Source organism: Pseudovibrio flavus (genome assembly GCF_009711345.1).
In the GTDB taxonomy this organism is placed as follows: domain Bacteria; phylum Pseudomonadota; class Alphaproteobacteria; order Rhizobiales; family Stappiaceae; genus Pseudovibrio; species Pseudovibrio flavus.
Genome location: NZ_SMMA01000036.1, coordinates 1 through 14,461 on the forward strand (window position 1 = coordinate 1; position 14,461 = coordinate 14,461).

General features: G+C 52.8%; 28 protein-coding genes. All 28 read left to right on the forward strand.

What is annotated here, in order from left to right; translation table 11 throughout:
- Window positions 1-70 (forward strand): EF-Tu C-terminal domain-related protein (locus E1162_RS00250; protein WP_257098535.1); only part of this gene is annotated, 70 nt, incomplete at its 5' end.
- 61 nt (window positions 71-131) lie between these two features.
- The gene (gene rpsJ / locus E1162_RS00255; protein WP_068314098.1) at window positions 132-440 is read left to right on the forward strand and encodes a 30S ribosomal protein S10; all 309 of its coding nucleotides are present in this window, start codon (window positions 132-134) and stop codon (window positions 438-440) included.
- A 20-nt stretch (window positions 441-460) separates the two neighbouring features.
- A complete protein-coding gene (gene rplC, locus E1162_RS00260) occupies window positions 461-1,174 on the forward strand; it encodes a 50S ribosomal protein L3 (RefSeq protein WP_155125439.1) in 714 nt (237 codons plus the stop codon).
- Window positions 1,174-1,791 (forward strand): 50S ribosomal protein L4, encoded by a 618-nt coding sequence (gene rplD, locus E1162_RS00265; RefSeq protein WP_155125441.1) that lies wholly within the window; start codon window positions 1,174-1,176, stop codon window positions 1,789-1,791. The genes rplC and rplD overlap by 1 nt, the downstream gene beginning before the upstream one ends.
- A complete protein-coding gene (locus E1162_RS00270) occupies window positions 1,791-2,081 on the forward strand; it encodes a 50S ribosomal protein L23 (protein WP_155125443.1) in 291 nt (96 codons plus the stop codon). Before rplD ends, E1162_RS00270 begins: the two co-directional genes overlap by 1 nt.
- Before the next feature lie 17 nt (window positions 2,082-2,098).
- The gene (gene rplB / locus E1162_RS00275; protein ID WP_155125445.1) at window positions 2,099-2,932 is read left to right on the forward strand and encodes a 50S ribosomal protein L2; all 834 of its coding nucleotides are present in this window, start codon (window positions 2,099-2,101) and stop codon (window positions 2,930-2,932) included.
- A 12-nt stretch (window positions 2,933-2,944) separates the two neighbouring features.
- Complete coding sequence (gene rpsS, locus E1162_RS00280; protein ID WP_371311744.1) at window positions 2,945-3,223, forward strand: 30S ribosomal protein S19; 279 nt, start codon at window positions 2,945-2,947, stop codon at window positions 3,221-3,223.
- A gap of 2 nt (window positions 3,224-3,225) precedes the next feature.
- Entirely contained in the window at window positions 3,226-3,606 is a 381-nt protein-coding gene (gene rplV / locus E1162_RS00285; protein WP_155125447.1) for a 50S ribosomal protein L22, read from the forward strand.
- On the forward strand, window positions 3,606-4,322 hold the full coding sequence (rpsC, locus tag E1162_RS00290; RefSeq protein WP_155125449.1) for a 30S ribosomal protein S3: 717 nt from the start codon (window positions 3,606-3,608) through the stop codon (window positions 4,320-4,322). The genes rplV and rpsC overlap by 1 nt, the downstream gene beginning before the upstream one ends.
- A gap of 44 nt (window positions 4,323-4,366) precedes the next feature.
- Window positions 4,367-4,780: a 50S ribosomal protein L16 gene (gene rplP / locus E1162_RS00295; protein WP_155125451.1), complete on the forward strand. Its 414-nt coding sequence runs from the start codon at window positions 4,367-4,369 to the stop codon at window positions 4,778-4,780.
- 23 nt (window positions 4,781-4,803) lie between these two features.
- Window positions 4,804-5,004: a 50S ribosomal protein L29 gene (gene rpmC / locus E1162_RS00300; RefSeq protein WP_155125453.1), complete on the forward strand. Its 201-nt coding sequence runs from the start codon at window positions 4,804-4,806 to the stop codon at window positions 5,002-5,004.
- 10 nt (window positions 5,005-5,014) lie between these two features.
- A complete protein-coding gene (gene rpsQ / locus E1162_RS00305; RefSeq protein WP_155125455.1) occupies window positions 5,015-5,257 on the forward strand; it encodes a 30S ribosomal protein S17 in 243 nt (80 codons plus the stop codon).
- A 60-nt stretch (window positions 5,258-5,317) separates the two neighbouring features.
- Window positions 5,318-5,686 carry a 50S ribosomal protein L14 gene (rplN, locus tag E1162_RS00310; protein ID WP_155125457.1) on the forward strand — a complete coding sequence of 123 codons (369 nt, stop codon included), beginning with the start codon at window positions 5,318-5,320 and terminating at the stop codon, window positions 5,684-5,686.
- Complete coding sequence (gene rplX, locus E1162_RS00315; protein ID WP_155125459.1) at window positions 5,686-6,003, forward strand: 50S ribosomal protein L24; 318 nt, start codon at window positions 5,686-5,688, stop codon at window positions 6,001-6,003. Before rplN ends, rplX begins: the two co-directional genes overlap by 1 nt.
- The gene (rplE, locus tag E1162_RS00320) at window positions 5,996-6,553 is read left to right on the forward strand and encodes a 50S ribosomal protein L5 (protein ID WP_155125461.1); all 558 of its coding nucleotides are present in this window, start codon (window positions 5,996-5,998) and stop codon (window positions 6,551-6,553) included. The genes rplX and rplE overlap by 8 nt, the downstream gene beginning before the upstream one ends.
- 33 nt (window positions 6,554-6,586) lie before the next feature.
- A complete protein-coding gene (gene rpsN, locus E1162_RS00325) occupies window positions 6,587-6,892 on the forward strand; it encodes a 30S ribosomal protein S14 (protein WP_155125463.1) in 306 nt (101 codons plus the stop codon).
- A gap of 12 nt (window positions 6,893-6,904) precedes the next feature.
- Window positions 6,905-7,303: a 30S ribosomal protein S8 gene (gene rpsH / locus E1162_RS00330; RefSeq protein WP_155125465.1), complete on the forward strand. Its 399-nt coding sequence runs from the start codon at window positions 6,905-6,907 to the stop codon at window positions 7,301-7,303.
- A gap of 47 nt (window positions 7,304-7,350) precedes the next feature.
- Window positions 7,351-7,884 carry a 50S ribosomal protein L6 gene (rplF, locus tag E1162_RS00335; RefSeq protein ID WP_155125467.1) on the forward strand — a complete coding sequence of 178 codons (534 nt, stop codon included), beginning with the start codon at window positions 7,351-7,353 and terminating at the stop codon, window positions 7,882-7,884.
- Window positions 7,885-7,895: 11 nt separating this feature from the next.
- Window positions 7,896-8,255, forward strand: coding sequence for a 50S ribosomal protein L18 (gene rplR, locus E1162_RS00340; protein ID WP_155125469.1), 360 nt, complete (start codon window positions 7,896-7,898; stop codon window positions 8,253-8,255).
- A gap of 41 nt (window positions 8,256-8,296) precedes the next feature.
- Window positions 8,297-8,860, forward strand: a complete 564-nt coding sequence (rpsE, locus tag E1162_RS00345) for a 30S ribosomal protein S5 (protein ID WP_155125471.1) — start codon at window positions 8,297-8,299, stop codon at window positions 8,858-8,860.
- Between the two features lie 42 nt (window positions 8,861-8,902).
- Window positions 8,903-9,097: a 50S ribosomal protein L30 gene (rpmD, locus tag E1162_RS00350; protein ID WP_155125473.1), complete on the forward strand. Its 195-nt coding sequence runs from the start codon at window positions 8,903-8,905 to the stop codon at window positions 9,095-9,097.
- A 21-nt stretch (window positions 9,098-9,118) separates the two neighbouring features.
- The gene (gene rplO / locus E1162_RS00355; protein ID WP_155125475.1) at window positions 9,119-9,589 is read left to right on the forward strand and encodes a 50S ribosomal protein L15; all 471 of its coding nucleotides are present in this window, start codon (window positions 9,119-9,121) and stop codon (window positions 9,587-9,589) included.
- Window positions 9,590-9,631: 42 nt separating this feature from the next.
- Window positions 9,632-10,975 (forward strand): preprotein translocase subunit SecY, encoded by a 1,344-nt coding sequence (secY, locus tag E1162_RS00360; protein ID WP_155125477.1) that lies wholly within the window; start codon window positions 9,632-9,634, stop codon window positions 10,973-10,975.
- Window positions 10,972-11,544 carry an adenylate kinase gene (locus tag E1162_RS00365; protein ID WP_155125479.1) on the forward strand — a complete coding sequence of 191 codons (573 nt, stop codon included), beginning with the start codon at window positions 10,972-10,974 and terminating at the stop codon, window positions 11,542-11,544. The genes secY and E1162_RS00365 overlap by 4 nt, the downstream gene beginning before the upstream one ends.
- Window positions 11,545-11,739: 195 nt before the next feature.
- The gene (gene rpsM / locus E1162_RS00370; RefSeq protein WP_371311745.1) at window positions 11,740-12,108 is read left to right on the forward strand and encodes a 30S ribosomal protein S13; all 369 of its coding nucleotides are present in this window, start codon (window positions 11,740-11,742) and stop codon (window positions 12,106-12,108) included.
- A 73-nt stretch (window positions 12,109-12,181) separates the two neighbouring features.
- The gene (gene rpsK / locus E1162_RS00375; protein ID WP_155125481.1) at window positions 12,182-12,571 is read left to right on the forward strand and encodes a 30S ribosomal protein S11; all 390 of its coding nucleotides are present in this window, start codon (window positions 12,182-12,184) and stop codon (window positions 12,569-12,571) included.
- Window positions 12,572-12,667: 96 nt separating this feature from the next.
- Window positions 12,668-13,690 (forward strand): DNA-directed RNA polymerase subunit alpha, encoded by a 1,023-nt coding sequence (locus E1162_RS00380; RefSeq protein ID WP_371311746.1) that lies wholly within the window; start codon window positions 12,668-12,670, stop codon window positions 13,688-13,690.
- 84 nt (window positions 13,691-13,774) lie between these two features.
- A complete protein-coding gene (gene rplQ, locus E1162_RS00385) occupies window positions 13,775-14,203 on the forward strand; it encodes a 50S ribosomal protein L17 (RefSeq protein WP_155125485.1) in 429 nt (142 codons plus the stop codon).
- The last annotated feature ends 258 nt before the right edge of the window (window positions 14,204-14,461 follow it).

Here is a 14,461-nt window from a genome sequence, read left to right on the forward strand (position 1 = left end):
TCTGCGCTTCGCTATCCGCGAAGGTGGCCGTACCGTTGGTGCAGGCGTTGTAGCTGAAATCATCGAATAAGAATTGGGTTTGAGGGCGGCTACTTCGGTAGCTGCCTGACCTTACCCAGTAGGGATAAGTCATGAACGGTCAGAATATTCGGATCCGCCTAAAGGCGTTTGATCACCGTGTTCTTGACGCCTCCACTAAGGAGATCGTCAACACGGCGAAACGGACTGGCGCACAAGTGCGCGGACCCGTACCGTTGCCGACGCGGATTGAAAAGTACACAGTACTTCGTGGTCCGCACATCGACAAAAAAAGCCGTGATCAGTTCGAGATGCGCACTCATAAGCGTCTTCTCGATATCGTCGATCCAACTCCACAGACAGTAGACGCTCTTATGAAGCTCGACCTGGCTGCTGGTGTGGACGTCGAGATCAAGCTGTAAGGCGGACCAAGGGGATGCCGATGCGTTCTGGAGTGATCGCACAGAAAGTGGGTATGACTCGCGTGTATAGTGAAGCTGGTGAACATGTGCCAGTGACTGTACTGCACCTGGACAAGTGCCAGGTAGTTGCCCACCGTACTGAAGATAAAAATGGCTACACAGCACTGCAACTCGGTGTTGGCGCAGCTAAAGTTAAAAACACAAACCGTGCTATGCGCGGCCACTTTGCAGCAGCAAAGGTTGAGCCAAAGCGCAAGCTGGCAGAGTTCCGCGTGGACGCTGACAACATGATCGACGTGGGTGCAGAACTTACTGCAGACCACTTCGTAATTGGTCAGTTCGTTGACGTTACCGGTACTTCTATCGGTAAAGGCTTTGCAGGTGCTATGAAGCGTCACAACTTCGGGGGCGGTCGCGCTTCCCACGGTGTGTCCGTTTCTCACCGTGCACACGGTTCTACCGGTCAGTGTCAGGATCCGGGTAAAGTGTTCAAAGGCAAGAAAATGGCCGGTCACCTCGGTGACGAACGCGTTACTACCCAGAACCTGAAAATCGTTCGCACTGACGTAGAGCGCGGTTTGATCATGGTTGAAGGTTCCGTGCCTGGTTCTAAGGGCGGCTGGATCCTCGTTCGCGACGCAGTGAAAAAAGCTCTGCCGGAAAACGCACCTGTTCCAGGTTCTTTCCGTGCGGTTGACGCTGCTGCGATCGAAACCGGGAAGGAAGGTGAGTGATGGAACTCGAGGTTAAATCCCTCGGCGGCGGTGTAGCCGGTTCGATCACCGTATCTGACGAGATCTTTGGTCTTGAGCCTCGCGTAGACCTGATCCAGCGTGTAATTCGCTGGCAGCTGGCTAAGCGTCAGGCTGGTACTCACAAATCTTTGGGTCGCTCCGAAGTTTCTGGTACCACCAAGAAATTCGTTCGCCAGAAAGGTTCCGGTGGCGCTCGTCACGGTAACCGTAAAGCTCCACAGTTCCGTGGTGGTGGTAAAGCATTTGGCCCAGTTGTTCGTGAACACGGCTTTGACCTTCCTAAGAAGGTTCGCGTTCTCGGCCTGAAGCATGCGCTTTCTGCTAAAGCGGCTGCGGGTAGCCTCATCATCGTTGAAGATGTAAAGGCAGCTGAAGCAAAAACCAAACTCGTGAAAGACCAGCTGTCTTCCATGGGTCTGAAAAACGCTCTGATCATTGATGGTGCAGAAGTAGATGCAAACTTCGGTCTTGCATCCCGCAACATCCCAATGGTCGACGTGCTGCCAGTTCAGGGCATCAACGTTTACGACATTCTTCGTCGTGATACGCTGGTTCTGACCAAGGCTGCCGTAGCTGCTCTGGAGGAACGTTTCTAATGAACATTAATCATTACGATACGATCGTCTCTCCGGTGATCACCGAAAAGGCAACTTTCGCTTCTGAAGAGAACAAAGTGGTTTTCAAAGTCGCTCTTTCTGCTACAAAGCCAGAAATCAAAGCGGCCGTAGAAGCCCTGTTCGGCGTGAAGGTCAAGGCTGTAAACACCCTGGTACGCAAAGGCAAGTCCAAGCGTTTCCGTGGTATCCTTGGTCGTCAGTCTGACTTCAAAAAGGCAGTGGTCACCCTCGAGGACGGTCAGTCCATCGATGTGACGACCGGTCTTTAAGGGCGAGGTAGGACAAAATGGCACTTAAGACATTTAATCCAACATCTCCTGGCCGTCGTCAGCTGGTACAGGTAGACCGTTCCGAACTTTGGAAAGGCAAGCCAGTCAAGAAATTGACTGAAGGTCTCACAAAGTCTGGTGGTCGTAACAACACCGGTCGTAAGACTGCCAACAACATTGGTGGTGGTCACAAGCGTACTTATCGTCTGGTTGACTTCAAGCGTCGTAAATTCGACGTAGTTGGCACCGTCGAGCGCCTGGAATACGATCCAAACCGTACCGCATTTATCGCACTGGTAAACTACGAAGACGGCGAACAGGCTTACATTCTTGCTCCACAGCGTCTTGCTGCTGGCGACAAGGTTGTAGCTGGTAACTCCGTAGACGTGAAGCCAGGCAATGCGATGCCTCTGGCGTCTATTCCGGTCGGCACCATCGTACACAACATCGAAATGAAGCCAGGCAAGGGCGCGCAGATTGCACGTTCCGCAGGTGCTTACGCTCAGATCGTTGGTCGTGACGCTGGTTACACTGTAGTCCGTCTCCTTTCTGGTGAGCAGCGTCGTGTACTCGGCACTTGCATGGCCACGATTGGCGCGGTATCCAACCCTGATCATGCCAACATCAATCTTGGTAAGGCTGGTCGTTCCCGTTGGCTCGGTCGTCGTCCACACACCCGCGGTGTAGCTATGAACCCTATCGATCACCCGCACGGTGGTGGTGAAGGTCGTACATCCGGTGGTCGTCATCCGGTTACCCCTTGGGGTAAGCCAACTAAAGGTAAGCGTACGAGACGCAATAAGGCGAGTGATAAGTTTATCGTTCGTTCGCGTCATTCGCGGAAGAAGTAAGAGGGACGGATCGTGACACGTTCGATCTGGAAAGGCCCGTTTGTTGACGGTTACCTCCTGAAAAAAGCGGAGAAGGTACGTGCGTCCGGCCGTAGCGAGGTCATTAAGACCTGGAGCCGTCGCTCTACCATTCTGCCGCAGTTCGTGGGGCTGACCTTCGGCGTTTATAACGGCCAGAAGCACATTCCTGTTTTGATTAGCGAAGACATGGTTGGTCAGAAGTTGGGTGAATACTCCCCAACCCGTACCTACTACGGTCATGGCGCTGACAAAAAGGCGAAAAGGAAATAAGGATGGGCAAGCAGAAGCAAGAGCGGACGCTCGCCGACAACGAGGCAAAGGCAGTATGCCGCATGCTGCGGGTTTCCCCGCAGAAGCTTAACCTCGTTGCAGCATCTATCCGCGGTAAGAAAGTTGGCGCAGCACTTGCTGATCTGACCTTCTCTCGCAAGCGCATCGCTGGCGACGTCAAGAAAACTCTGATGTCCGCTATCGCTAACGCTGAAAACAATCATGACCTCGACGTCGACAACCTTGTCGTTGCCGAGGCCTTCGTAGGCAAAGCGCTTGTAATGAAGCGTTTCCAGCCTCGTGCCCGTGGTCGTGTAGGTCGCATTCAGAAACCGTTTGCTAACCTGACCATCGTTGTACGCGAAGTTGAGGAGACAGCCTAATGGGACAGAAAATTAATCCAATCGGTTTTCGCCTCGGCATCAACCGTACTTGGGACTCCCGTTGGTTCGCCAGCAAGAACGAATACGGTGATCTTCTTCATGAAGATTTCCGCATCCGCGAATTCTTGCAGGAAGAACTGAAGCAGGCTGCTGTCTCTAAGATCGTCATCGAGCGCCCGCACCGCAAGTGCCGCGTTACCATTCACTCTGGTCGTCCAGGTGTAGTGATTGGTAAGAAGGGTGCAGACATCGAACGTCTTCGCAAGAAGCTGTCCGAGATGACCTCTTCTGAAGTTCACCTCAACATCGTTGAAGTGCGCAAGCCTGAAACCGACGCTACCCTTGTTGCAGCATCTATTGCTCAGCAGCTGGAACGTCGTGTTGCGTTCCGCCGTGCTATGAAGCGTGCAGTTCAGTCTGCAATGCGTCTTGGCGCCCTCGGCATCCGTATTAACTGCGGTGGTCGTCTGGGTGGTGCGGAAATCGCGCGTATCGAATGGTACCGTGAAGGTCGCGTGCCGCTGCACACTCTGCGTGCGGACATTGACTACGGTACTGCTACTGCGCACACCGCTTATGGTGCATGTGGCGTGAAGGTATGGATCTTCAAGGGCGAAATCCTTGAGCATGATCCAATGGCTTCTGAGCGTCGTGCAACCGAAGCTGGTGGCAAGAACGAACGCCCAGGCGGCGGTCGACGCGAGCGTGCTGCCTAAGGCAGCACCTCAGTTCGACAGATTAGAGAAGCGAGAGAGAAGCGATGCTGCAACCTAAGCGAACTAAGTTCCGCAAGCAGCACAAGGGCCGTATCCATGGCGATGCCAAGGGCGGTACAGACCTCAACTTCGGTGCTTTCGGCTTGAAAGCAGTGGAGCCTGAGCGTATTACTGCGCGTCAGATCGAGGCGGCCCGTCGTGCCATGACCCGCCACATGAAGCGTGCTGGTCGTGTGTGGATCCGTATTTTCCCAGACGTGCCGGTTTCTTCGAAGCCTGCTGAAGTACGTATGGGTAAAGGTAAGGGTAGTCCTGAGTACTGGGCATGTAGGGTCAAACCAGGCCGTATCATGTTTGAGGTTGATGGTGTGTCTGAAGAGATTGCTCGTGAAGCAATGCGCTTGGCCGCCGCCAAACTCCCGATCAAGTGCCGGTTTGTCCAGCGCATCGGCGAGTGATCGGACAGTAAAGAGGTAAAGCCATGAAGGCTAGCGACGTAAGAGCAAAGACTGAAGATCAGTTGAAAGACGATCTTGCAGCTCTGAAGAAAGAGCAGTTTAACCTGCGCTTCCAGAGAGCTACTGGTCAGCTCGAAAACACTGCACGTGTACGTCAGGTTCGACGTGAAATCGCGCAGCTTAAAACCATCCTGCGCGAAAAGCGCACGTCTGCTAACGCATAAGGAGTAGAGGATGCCAAAGCGTATTTTGCAGGGCATCGTCACGAGCGATGCGAATGACAAAACAGTAACTGTGAAGGTAGAGCGTCGCTTTACCCACCCAGTGCTGAAGAAAACTGTGCGTCGTACTAAAAAGTACCGTGCACATGATGAGAACAATTCTTACAAGGTCGGTGACACTGTCCACATTCAAGAGTGTGCACCTATCTCTAAGAATAAGAATTGGGTTGTTGTTTCGGAAGAAGCAGCGAGCTAATGAACGCATCCGGTGCCTTAGGCCACTAGGGCGCTGAGAAAACGAATAAGGCGACGAGTCATGATTCAGATGCAAACAAACCTCGACGTAGCCGATAACTCCGGCGCACGTCGTGTAATGTGCATCAAAGTGCTCGGCGGTTCCAAGCGGAAGTATGCTGGCGTTGGCGACATCATTGTGGTGTCTGTCAAAGAAGCTATCCCTCGGGGCCGTGTTAAAAAGGGCGACGTGATGAAAGCGGTCGTCGTGCGTACAGCGAAAGATATTCGCCGCGCCGATGGCAGTGTGATCCGTTTCGACCGCAATGCGGCCGTACTGATCAACAATAACAAAGAACCGATCGGAACTCGTATTTTTGGCCCTGTTCCTCGTGAACTCCGTGCTAAGAATCACATGAAGATCATTTCGCTTGCGCCGGAGGTGCTCTGATGCCCGCGAAGATCAAAAAGGGCGACAAGGTCGTCGTAATCGCCGGTCGTGATAAGGGTAAAACTGGAGAAGTTATCCAGATGCTCCCGTCCGAAAACCGCGCTGTCGTGCGTGGCGTAAACTTGGTGCGTCGTCACCTACGCCAGACCCAGCAGAGCGAGGGCGGTATCGTCACGAAGGAAGCTCCAATCCATCTTTCCAACATCGCACTTGCCGATCCGAAAGATGGTAAGCCGACCCGCGTCGGTTTCACGACCAATGAAGGTGGCGCCACTGTTCGTGTCGCCAAACGTTCTGGAGACGTGATTGATGGCTGACGCTACTTACACTCCAAAGCTGCGCGCGCACTACGATAACGTAGTGCGTCAGCAACTGCAGGAGAAATTCAACTACGCAAACCCAATGGAAATTCCGAAGGTCACTAAGATCGTTCTGAATATGGGTGTTGGTGAAGCTGTTGGCGATAGCAAGAAGGCTAAGACTGCTGCTGCAGATCTTTCCTTGATTGCTGGTCAAAAAGCAGTTATTACCCACGCGAAGAAATCCATCGCGACCTTTAAGGTTCGTGAAGGCATGCCACTGGGTGCGAAAGTTACCCTTCGTCGTGAGCACATGTATGAATTCATGGACCGCCTGGTCACCATCGCGCTGCCGCGCGTACGTGACTTCCGTGGCCTGAATGCTAAGAGCTTCGACGGCCGTGGTAACTACGCAATGGGTCTTAAAGAGCACATCGTGTTCCCTGAGATCGACTATGATAAAGTTGATCAGATGTGGGGCATGGACATTGTGGTCTGCACCAACGCGAAAACCGATGACGAAGCGCGTGAATTGCTGCGCGCGTTCAACTTCCCGTTCCGCAAATAAAAGCGGTATACGGGAAAGGAACGAGGACAGACGATGGCGAAGAAAAGCGCGGTCGAAAAAAATAAGCGGCGCGAGCGTCTTGTACAGAAGTACGCTGCTAAGCGCGCTGCCCTGAAGGCGATGGCCTTGGACGAGAGCCTACCCCTCGAGGAGCGGTTTAATGCACGGCTTAAGCTCGCGGAGCTGCCGCGCAATTCCGCGCCAACACGGGTACGCAACCGGTGTGAAGTTTCGGGTCGCCCACGCGGTTTCTACCGCAAGCTCAAGATGTCGCGTATTGCGCTTCGTGAGCTGGGTTCCCTGGGCAAGATCCCGGGTCTCGTGAAGTCGAGCTGGTAAGGAGTTACTACGATGTCGATTTCCGATCCAGTCGGGGATATGATCACGCGCATCCGTAATGCGCATATGCGTGGCAAGGCAAAGGTTTCTACACCTGCGTCAAAATTGCGCGCAAACATTCTGGACGTGCTGGTAGCTGAAGGTTATATCCGTGGCTACACAGCTGTTGCCTTTGATGGTGGCAAGTCTGAGCTTGAAATCGAGCTGAAGTACTTTGACAACGAGCCTGTGATCCGCACCATTGAGCGCGTATCTAAGCCTGGTCGTCGTGTGTACTCTTCAGTGAAGAACATCCCACATGTGGCCAATGGCCTGGGCATCGCGATCCTTTCCACCCCACAGGGTGTGATGGCTGATCACGAAGCTCGCGACAAAAATGTGGGTGGCGAGGTACTTTGCCGCGTCTTCTGATGCGGCTTAGTTTCTAGTTTAATTACAAAAACTGACAGGTTGATCCTATGTCTCGTATTGGCAAAAAGCCAGTCCCCGTGCCTAGCGGGGTAACGGCATCGATCAACGGCCAGAACGTAGTTGTCAAGGGTCCGAAGGGCGAATTGTCCTTCGTGGCCCACGACCTCGTTTCGGTCGAAATGACTGATGCTGGTATTCAGGTTACACCTCTGAACGATTCCAAAATGGCTCGTTCTATGTGGGGTATGTGCCGTACCATGATCGCTAACCTTGTTACTGGTGTTTCTGAAGGCTACAAGCGTAACCTTGAAATCACCGGTGTTGGTTACCGCGCCCAGGTCCAGGGAAATATCCTGAACCTTGCTCTTGGTTTCTCCCACGATGTCAAATTCGACATCCCAGCTGGTGTGGAAATCAAATGTCCGAAGCCGACTGAAATCGAAATCACCGGCATCAACAAGCAGCAGGTTGGCCAGATCGCGGCAAACATCCGTGAATTCCGTCCACCAGAACCTTACAAGGGCAAAGGCGTTCGCTATGCAGGCGAATACATTGTCCGTAAGGAAGGCAAGAAGAAGTAACGGGTACGATCATGGCGAATGGAAATTCCTTCGAGCGTCGCCGCGCACGCGTACGCCGTTCGATCAAAAAAGTAGCGAATGGACGTCCACGTTTGTCCGTTTTCCGCTCTTCCAAACAGATCTATGCTCAGATTATCGACGATGCGAATGGCCTGACCGTTGCAGCAGCGTCTACTCTTGAGAAAGATGTAAAAGGCACTCTGAAAACCGGTGCTGACTCTGCAGCTGCTGCAGTAGTTGGTAAATTGGTTGCTGAGCGTGCTCTGGCTGCAGGCGTTAAACAGGTTGTGTTTGACCGCGGTGGCTATCTGTTCCACGGCCGTGTAAAAGCGTTGGCTGATGCTGCACGCGAAGGCGGACTGGAATTCTGATCGGCGCCCCTTGGTGCTTTTAGAAAACGGAAGACGATAAAATGGCGAGACAGGATAACCGGGATCGTGAAGAGCGCGACAGCGAATTTGTCGATAAGCTCGTTCACATCAACCGCGTTGCTAAAGTAGTAAAAGGCGGCCGCCGTTTTGGTTTTGCTGCACTGGTAGTGGTCGGTGACCAGAAAGGCCGCGTAGGCTTTGGTCATGGTAAAGCTCGTGAAGTGCCTGAAGCAATTCGCAAAGCAACGGAAGCTGCAAAACGTACAATGATTCGCGTACCACTACGCGAAGGCCGTACACTCCACCACGATATTGAGGGCCGTCACGGCGCTGGCAAAGTAATCCTTCGCGCAGCACCTGCTGGTACCGGTATCATTGCTGGTGGTCCTATGCGTGCAGTATTCGAAACGCTCGGCGTTCAGGATATTGTTGCAAAATCTCTCGGTACATCTAACCCGTACAACATGGTTCGTGCGACGTTTGATGCGCTGAAAAAAGAAGATAGCCCACGTTCTGTTGCAGCACGTCGTGGCCTCAAGGTTTCTACCCTGCAGGCTCGCCGTCGTGACAAAGACGATGCGGCAGTAGTAGCATCCGACGCTTAAGGCGCGGGTGCAACTGCAGATTAGAGAACAAGGGTTAGTGTAATGGCGAATACTGAAAAGACCGTAACGGTCGAACAGATCGGCAGCCCACTGCGCCGTCCAGCTGACCAGCGTGCAACGCTGATCGGTCTTGGCCTGAACAAGATGCACCGTCGTCGTACTCTTCAGGATACTCCTGAAGTGCGTGGCATGATCCGCAAGGTTCAGCATCTGGTTCGCGTCGTTGACGAAGCGTAACGAGAGCCGGGAGATAATAGGATGAAACTTAACGAACTCTGGGATAACCCAGGTGCTGTTAAGGACCGTACCCGCGTTGGTCGCGGTATCGGTTCTGGCAAGGGCAAGACCGGTGGCCGTGGTGTCAAGGGTCAGAAGTCCCGTTCGGGCGTAGCCATCAAAGGCTTTGAAGGTGGTCAGATGCCTCTGCATCGTCGTCTTCCGAAGCGCGGCTTTACCAACATCTTCGCTAAAGACTACAACATTGTGTCTTTGGGTCGTGTTCAGACTGCAATTGAAGCTGGCAAGCTTGACGCTTCCGCTCCTGTTACAGTTGAAGCACTGAAGGTAGCTGGTGTTGTTAAGCGCATTCGTGATGGCGTACGCCTTCTGTCTGACGGTGAGCTTAAAACCGCTGTGACTTTCGAAGTTGCTGGCGCTTCCAAGACTGCTGTTGAAGCAGTTGAGAAAGCAGGCGGCAAAGTCGTGATCAAGGGAGTTGAGGCCGAATAGGCCTCACTCTTTTTTGTGTTCCCAAACTGACCGGAGCGCGGAATGGCTTCTGCAGCCGAGCAACTTGCATCAAATTTAAATTTTTCCGCCTTTGCTAAGGCCGAGGAACTCAAGAAGCGGATCTGGTTCACACTGGGTGCGCTTTTGGTGTATCGACTGGGTACCTATATTCCTCTGCCTGGGATTAACCCAGACGCATTGGCACAGGCCTTTGGCCAGGCTCAGTCCGGCATCATTGGTCTATTTAATATGTTCTCCGGCGGTGCCGTTGAACGTATGGCTATCTTTGCACTGGGCATCATGCCTTACATTTCTGCGTCCATCATCGTTCAGCTGATGACGTCGGTTGTTCCTTCTCTGGAACAGCTTAAGAAAGAAGGCGAGCAGGGCAGGAAGAAAATTAACCAGTATACCCGCTACGGCACTGTGCTGCTGGCAACTTTCCAGGCATACGGCATTGCTGTTGGTTTGGAAGCCGGTACCGGTATCGTAGAAGATCCGGGTATGTTCTTCCGCATTGCGACAGTCATTACGCTTGTAGGCGGTACCATGTTCCTGATGTGGCTGGGTGAGCAAATCACCTCACGCGGCATTGGTAACGGTATCTCTCTGATTATCTTCGCAGGTATTGTGGCAGGTCTGCCGTCCGCGGTTGTTTCCACTTTGGAACTTGGCCGTCAGGGCGCACTCGCGACCCCAATTATCCTCGGAATTATCCTACTGGCCGTTGTAGTAATCGCAGTTATCGTGTTCATGGAACGGGCGCAGCGTCGTCTGCTTATCCAGTACCCGCGTCGTCAGCAGGGCAACCGCATGTTCGAAGGTCAAACTTCGTTCCTGCCGCTCAAGCTGAACACCGCAGGTGTGATTCCGCCGATTTTTGCGAGCTCTCTGCTTCTGGTTCCAGCTACGATTTCTAACTTCCAGACGGGTGAATCAACTTCAACCGGAATGGAGTGGCTGACCACCATTACCGCACTTCTTGGCCACGGCCAGCCTGCGTACATGGTGCTCTATGCGGCATTGATCATCTTCTTCTGTTTCTTCTACACAGCTATCGTGTTCAATCCGACCGATACCGCTGATAACCTGAAGAAACACGGTGGCTTCATTCCTGGCATTCGTCCAGGTGAGCGTACCGCACAGTATATTGACTATGTCCTCACTCGGATCACAGTCGTAGGTGCTATCTATATCACCTTGGTCTGTCTTCTGCCTGAGTTCCTCATTTCCGCAACTGGCGTACCGTTCTACTTCGGTGGTACTTCCCTGTTGATCGTTGTCAGTGTAACCATGGATACTGTTTCGCAGGTTCAGGGGCATCTGCTGGCTCACCAGTACGAAGGTCTGGTGAAGAAAACGAAACTGAGGGGGAAACGTAAATGAGGCTGATCCTTTTGGGCCCTCCTGGTGCTGGTAAAGGTACCCAGGCGGCGTTCTTGGTAGACAACTATAAGATCAAACAACTGTCTACCGGTGATATGCTTCGTGCAGCTGTTGCAGCTGAAAGCGAAGTTGGCCTTAAGGTGAAGGGTGTTCTTGAACGCGGTGAGCTCGTTTCTGACGAGCTGATCGTATCCTTGATCGCCGACCGGATTGAGCAAGACGATTGCGCTAATGGTTTTATCCTGGACGGATTTCCTAGAACCATTGCGCAGGCGGATGCTCTGGGTGAATTGCTGAATTCCAAGTCCATGGGTCTTGACGCCGTTGTGCAGCTGGCCGTGGATGAAGGAAAACTTCTGGAGCGTATCGAAAAGCGTGCTCGTGAGAGCGCCGAGGTTCGTTCCGATGATAACGCTGAGGCGCTGAAAAAGCGTCTCGCTGTTTACAGAGAACAAACGGCACCGCTAATCGAGTATTACGGTGAACGTGGAATGCTCAAAACAGTCGATGGAATGCAGGCCGTTGATAAAGTGGCAAGCGACATCGAAGCGATTTTGAAGGCTGTGTAAACCCACGTAATCCCGTGGGGGCGCTTGCGCTTCATCAAAATATCAAGTATATGCCGGCGCACATCGACACCATTTTCGATTGGCGCCGGTTTTCCTTGGGAAACCGAGGCTGATCTTTTTGTGTCTGTCGTCCATAATGGCGCAGACAGAATGGGAGAGGGCATGGTGTTGTGCCCTCGCTAAAGGAGAAACAAAGTGGCCCGTATTGCTGGCGTCAACATTCCGACGAACAAGCGCGTAGTTATCGCGCTGCAGTACATTCACGGTATCGGCCCTAAGTTCGCTCAGGAAATCACCTCTAAGGTTGGTATTCCTGCAGAACGCCGGGTTAACGAACTCTCTGACGCAGAAGTTCTTCAGATCCGTGAAGCAATCGACGCTGATTACCTCGTAGAAGGTGACCTGCGCCGTGAAACCGCAATGAACATCAAGCGTCTGATGGACCTTGGTTGCTACCGTGGCCTTCGCCACCGTCGTGGCCTGCCTGTCCGTGGTCAGCGCACTCATACCAACGCACGTACCCGTAAGGGTCCTGCGAAGGCAATTGCCGGTAAGAAGAAGTAATCTCTCCGCTGGCAACTGCTAGGTGGAGCCGCCGGTGAATACGGCGGTGTAGATATCAAAGATAGGAAATACTATGGCTAAGGATTCGACGCGTGTGCGTCGTCGCGAGCGGAAGAACATCTCTTCCGGTATTGCGCATGTGAACTCTACGTTCAACAACACCATGATTACCATCACCGATGCTCAGGGCAACACCATCTCTTGGTCGTCTGCTGGCGCGCTCGGCTTCAAGGGGTCTCGTAAGTCCACCCCTTATGCTGCACAGGTCGCAGCCGAAGACGCAGGTCGTAAAGCCGCTGAACATGGTATGCGTACTCTTGAAGTAGAAGTTCGTGGCCCAGGTTCCGGACGTGAGTCCGCACTGCGTGCCCTGCAGGCTACCGGTTTCGTGATCACTTCCATCCGCGACGTGACCCCGATCCCACACAACGGTTGCCGTCCGCGCAAGCGTCGTCGCGTCTAATACTTCTATTGGGCAGTTTATAACCTATGGCAACGGATGGTTGATCTGAAACCTTAAGAGTTGCAGATACAACGAGATAGCCGAAGGGAACACTACGTGACTATTCAGAAAAACTGGCAAGAACTGATCAAGCCAACCAAACTCGACATTCGTTCTGGCGATGATGCACGCTTTAAAGCTGCTGTCGTTGCTGAGCCTCTTGAGCGTGGCTACGGCCTCACTCTTGGTAACGCTCTGCGCCGCATCCTGCTCAGCTCCCTTCAGGGCGCTGCAGTAACTGGCGTACAGATCGACGGCGTTCTGCACGAGTTCTCCTCTATTCCTGGCGTTCGTGAAGATGTCACCGACATCGTACTGAACATCAAGGAAGTTGCTCTGCGCATGCAGGGTGAGGGTCCTAAGCGTATGGTACTGCGTAAGCAGGGTCCTGGCGCTGTATATGCAGGCGACATCGACACCGTTGGCGACATCGAAATCCTGAACCCTGATCTGCTTCTGTGTAACCTCGATGATGGTGCAGAAGTTCGTATCGAGTTCACCGTTAACACCGGTAAGGGTTACGTTCCTGCTGCTGCAAACCGTCCAGAAGACGCTCCAATCGGTCTTATCCCGGTTGATAGCCTCTATTCTCCGGTTAAAAAGGTTTCTTACAAGGTTGAGAACACCCGTGAGGGTCAGGTTCTTGACTATGACAAGCTGACCTTGACTGTAGAAACCGACGGTTCTGTTGTTCCTGAAGATGCAGTTGCTTATGCAGCCCGCATCCTGCAGGATCAGCTCTCCATCTTCGTCAACTTCGAAGAGCCTCAGCGCGAGGTTCAGGAAGACACCGTGGCTGAACTTGCGTTCAACCCTGCGCTTCTGAAGAAAGTTGATGAGCTGGAACTGTCTGTACGTTCTGCGAACTGCCTGAAGAATGACAACATCGTCTACATTGGGGATCTGATCCAGAAGACTGAAGCAGAAATGCTTCGCACACCGAACTTCGGTCGTAAGTCTCTGAATGAGATCAAAGAGGTTCTGGCGCAGATGGGTCTGCATCTCGGTATGGAAGTGGCTAACTGGCCACCTGAAAATATCGATGAGCTGGCTAAGCGCTACGAAGACCACCAATACTGATTCAATCAGGGTCCCATTCTTCTCTATGGAACCCGTAGCGGCTTTGTGATAAATGCCGCACAGACTGATTAAAAGGAGAGGGCCATGCGCCACGGAAAATCCGGCCGCAAGCTCAATCGGACGTCTAGCCATCGTAAAGCAATGTTCGCTAACATGGCTGCTTCTCTCATCAAGCATGAGCAGATTGTTACGACACTTCCGAAAGCAAAAGAGCTTCGTCCAATCGCAGATAAGCTCATCACGCTTGGTAAGCGCGGTGACCTCCATGCTCGTCGTCAGGCGATCTCTCAGATCCGCGACGTAGCAATGGTACGCAAGCTGTTTGAAGCTCTGGCAGAACGCTACAAAGACCGTCAGGGTGGCTACACCCGCGTTCTTAAAGCTGGCTACCGCCACGGTGACAACGCTCCAATGGCTGTGATCGAATTCGTTGATCGCGACGTTGAAGCAAAGGGTGCAGAAGACCGCGCTCGCGTTGAAGCTGAAGAAGCTGCTGCAGAAGCTGCTGCTTAATTGAATTCCCTTTATGGGTTTCAATGAAAAGGCGTCCCGTTTGGGGCGCCTTTTTGCGTTTGGGGGAGGGGTGCATAGTCTTTGGGCGAGAAGCGCTTGCTTGCGAAATATTCAGCTGTGGCGCCTTCTATGCGTGCTTTCTGCGCCCAACTCTTTAAAACGATTTAGGCTTATCTTGATAATACCTTGGGACAGTTGCAGCTGCTTTGCTGGTTATCGGGAGATGGGCGTAGAGTTCATTTGCTTATTGTCCGCATT

Bases quoted from the DNA above. Each gene is read 5' to 3' on its own strand.
- rpmD (WP_155125473.1), top strand. From the start codon at position 8,903: ATGGCGAATACTGAAAAGACCGTAACGGTCGAACAGATCGGCAGCCCA.
- E1162_RS00365 (WP_155125479.1), top strand. From the start codon at position 10,972: ATGAGGCTGATCCTTTTGGGCCCTCCTGGTGCTGGTAAAGGTACCCAG.
- rpsC (WP_155125449.1), top strand. From the start codon at position 3,606: ATGGGACAGAAAATTAATCCAATCGGTTTTCGCCTCGGCATCAACCGT.
- rplQ (WP_155125485.1), top strand. From the start codon at position 13,775: ATGCGCCACGGAAAATCCGGCCGCAAGCTCAATCGGACGTCTAGCCAT.
- rpsE (WP_155125471.1), top strand. From the start codon at position 8,297: ATGGCGAGACAGGATAACCGGGATCGTGAAGAGCGCGACAGCGAATTT.
- E1162_RS00270 (WP_155125443.1), top strand. From the start codon at position 1,791: ATGAACATTAATCATTACGATACGATCGTCTCTCCGGTGATCACCGAA.
- secY (WP_155125477.1), top strand. From the start codon at position 9,632: ATGGCTTCTGCAGCCGAGCAACTTGCATCAAATTTAAATTTTTCCGCC.
- rplR (WP_155125469.1), top strand. From the start codon at position 7,896: ATGGCGAATGGAAATTCCTTCGAGCGTCGCCGCGCACGCGTACGCCGT.
- rplX (WP_155125459.1), top strand. From the start codon at position 5,686: ATGCCCGCGAAGATCAAAAAGGGCGACAAGGTCGTCGTAATCGCCGGT.
- rpsH (WP_155125465.1), top strand. From the start codon at position 6,905: ATGTCGATTTCCGATCCAGTCGGGGATATGATCACGCGCATCCGTAAT.
- rpsN (WP_155125463.1), top strand. From the start codon at position 6,587: ATGGCGAAGAAAAGCGCGGTCGAAAAAAATAAGCGGCGCGAGCGTCTT.
- rplN (WP_155125457.1), top strand. From the start codon at position 5,318: ATGATTCAGATGCAAACAAACCTCGACGTAGCCGATAACTCCGGCGCA.
- rpmC (WP_155125453.1), top strand. From the start codon at position 4,804: ATGAAGGCTAGCGACGTAAGAGCAAAGACTGAAGATCAGTTGAAAGAC.
- rplB (WP_155125445.1), top strand. From the start codon at position 2,099: ATGGCACTTAAGACATTTAATCCAACATCTCCTGGCCGTCGTCAGCTG.
- rpsK (WP_155125481.1), top strand. From the start codon at position 12,182: ATGGCTAAGGATTCGACGCGTGTGCGTCGTCGCGAGCGGAAGAACATC.
- rpsQ (WP_155125455.1), top strand. From the start codon at position 5,015: ATGCCAAAGCGTATTTTGCAGGGCATCGTCACGAGCGATGCGAATGAC.
- rplP (WP_155125451.1), top strand. From the start codon at position 4,367: ATGCTGCAACCTAAGCGAACTAAGTTCCGCAAGCAGCACAAGGGCCGT.
- rplC (WP_155125439.1), top strand. From the start codon at position 461: ATGCGTTCTGGAGTGATCGCACAGAAAGTGGGTATGACTCGCGTGTAT.
- rplO (WP_155125475.1), top strand. From the start codon at position 9,119: ATGAAACTTAACGAACTCTGGGATAACCCAGGTGCTGTTAAGGACCGT.
- rplV (WP_155125447.1), top strand. From the start codon at position 3,226: ATGGGCAAGCAGAAGCAAGAGCGGACGCTCGCCGACAACGAGGCAAAG.
- rplE (WP_155125461.1), top strand. From the start codon at position 5,996: ATGGCTGACGCTACTTACACTCCAAAGCTGCGCGCGCACTACGATAAC.
- rplD (WP_155125441.1), top strand. From the start codon at position 1,174: ATGGAACTCGAGGTTAAATCCCTCGGCGGCGGTGTAGCCGGTTCGATC.
- rpsJ (WP_068314098.1), top strand. From the start codon at position 132: ATGAACGGTCAGAATATTCGGATCCGCCTAAAGGCGTTTGATCACCGT.
- rplF (WP_155125467.1), top strand. From the start codon at position 7,351: ATGTCTCGTATTGGCAAAAAGCCAGTCCCCGTGCCTAGCGGGGTAACG.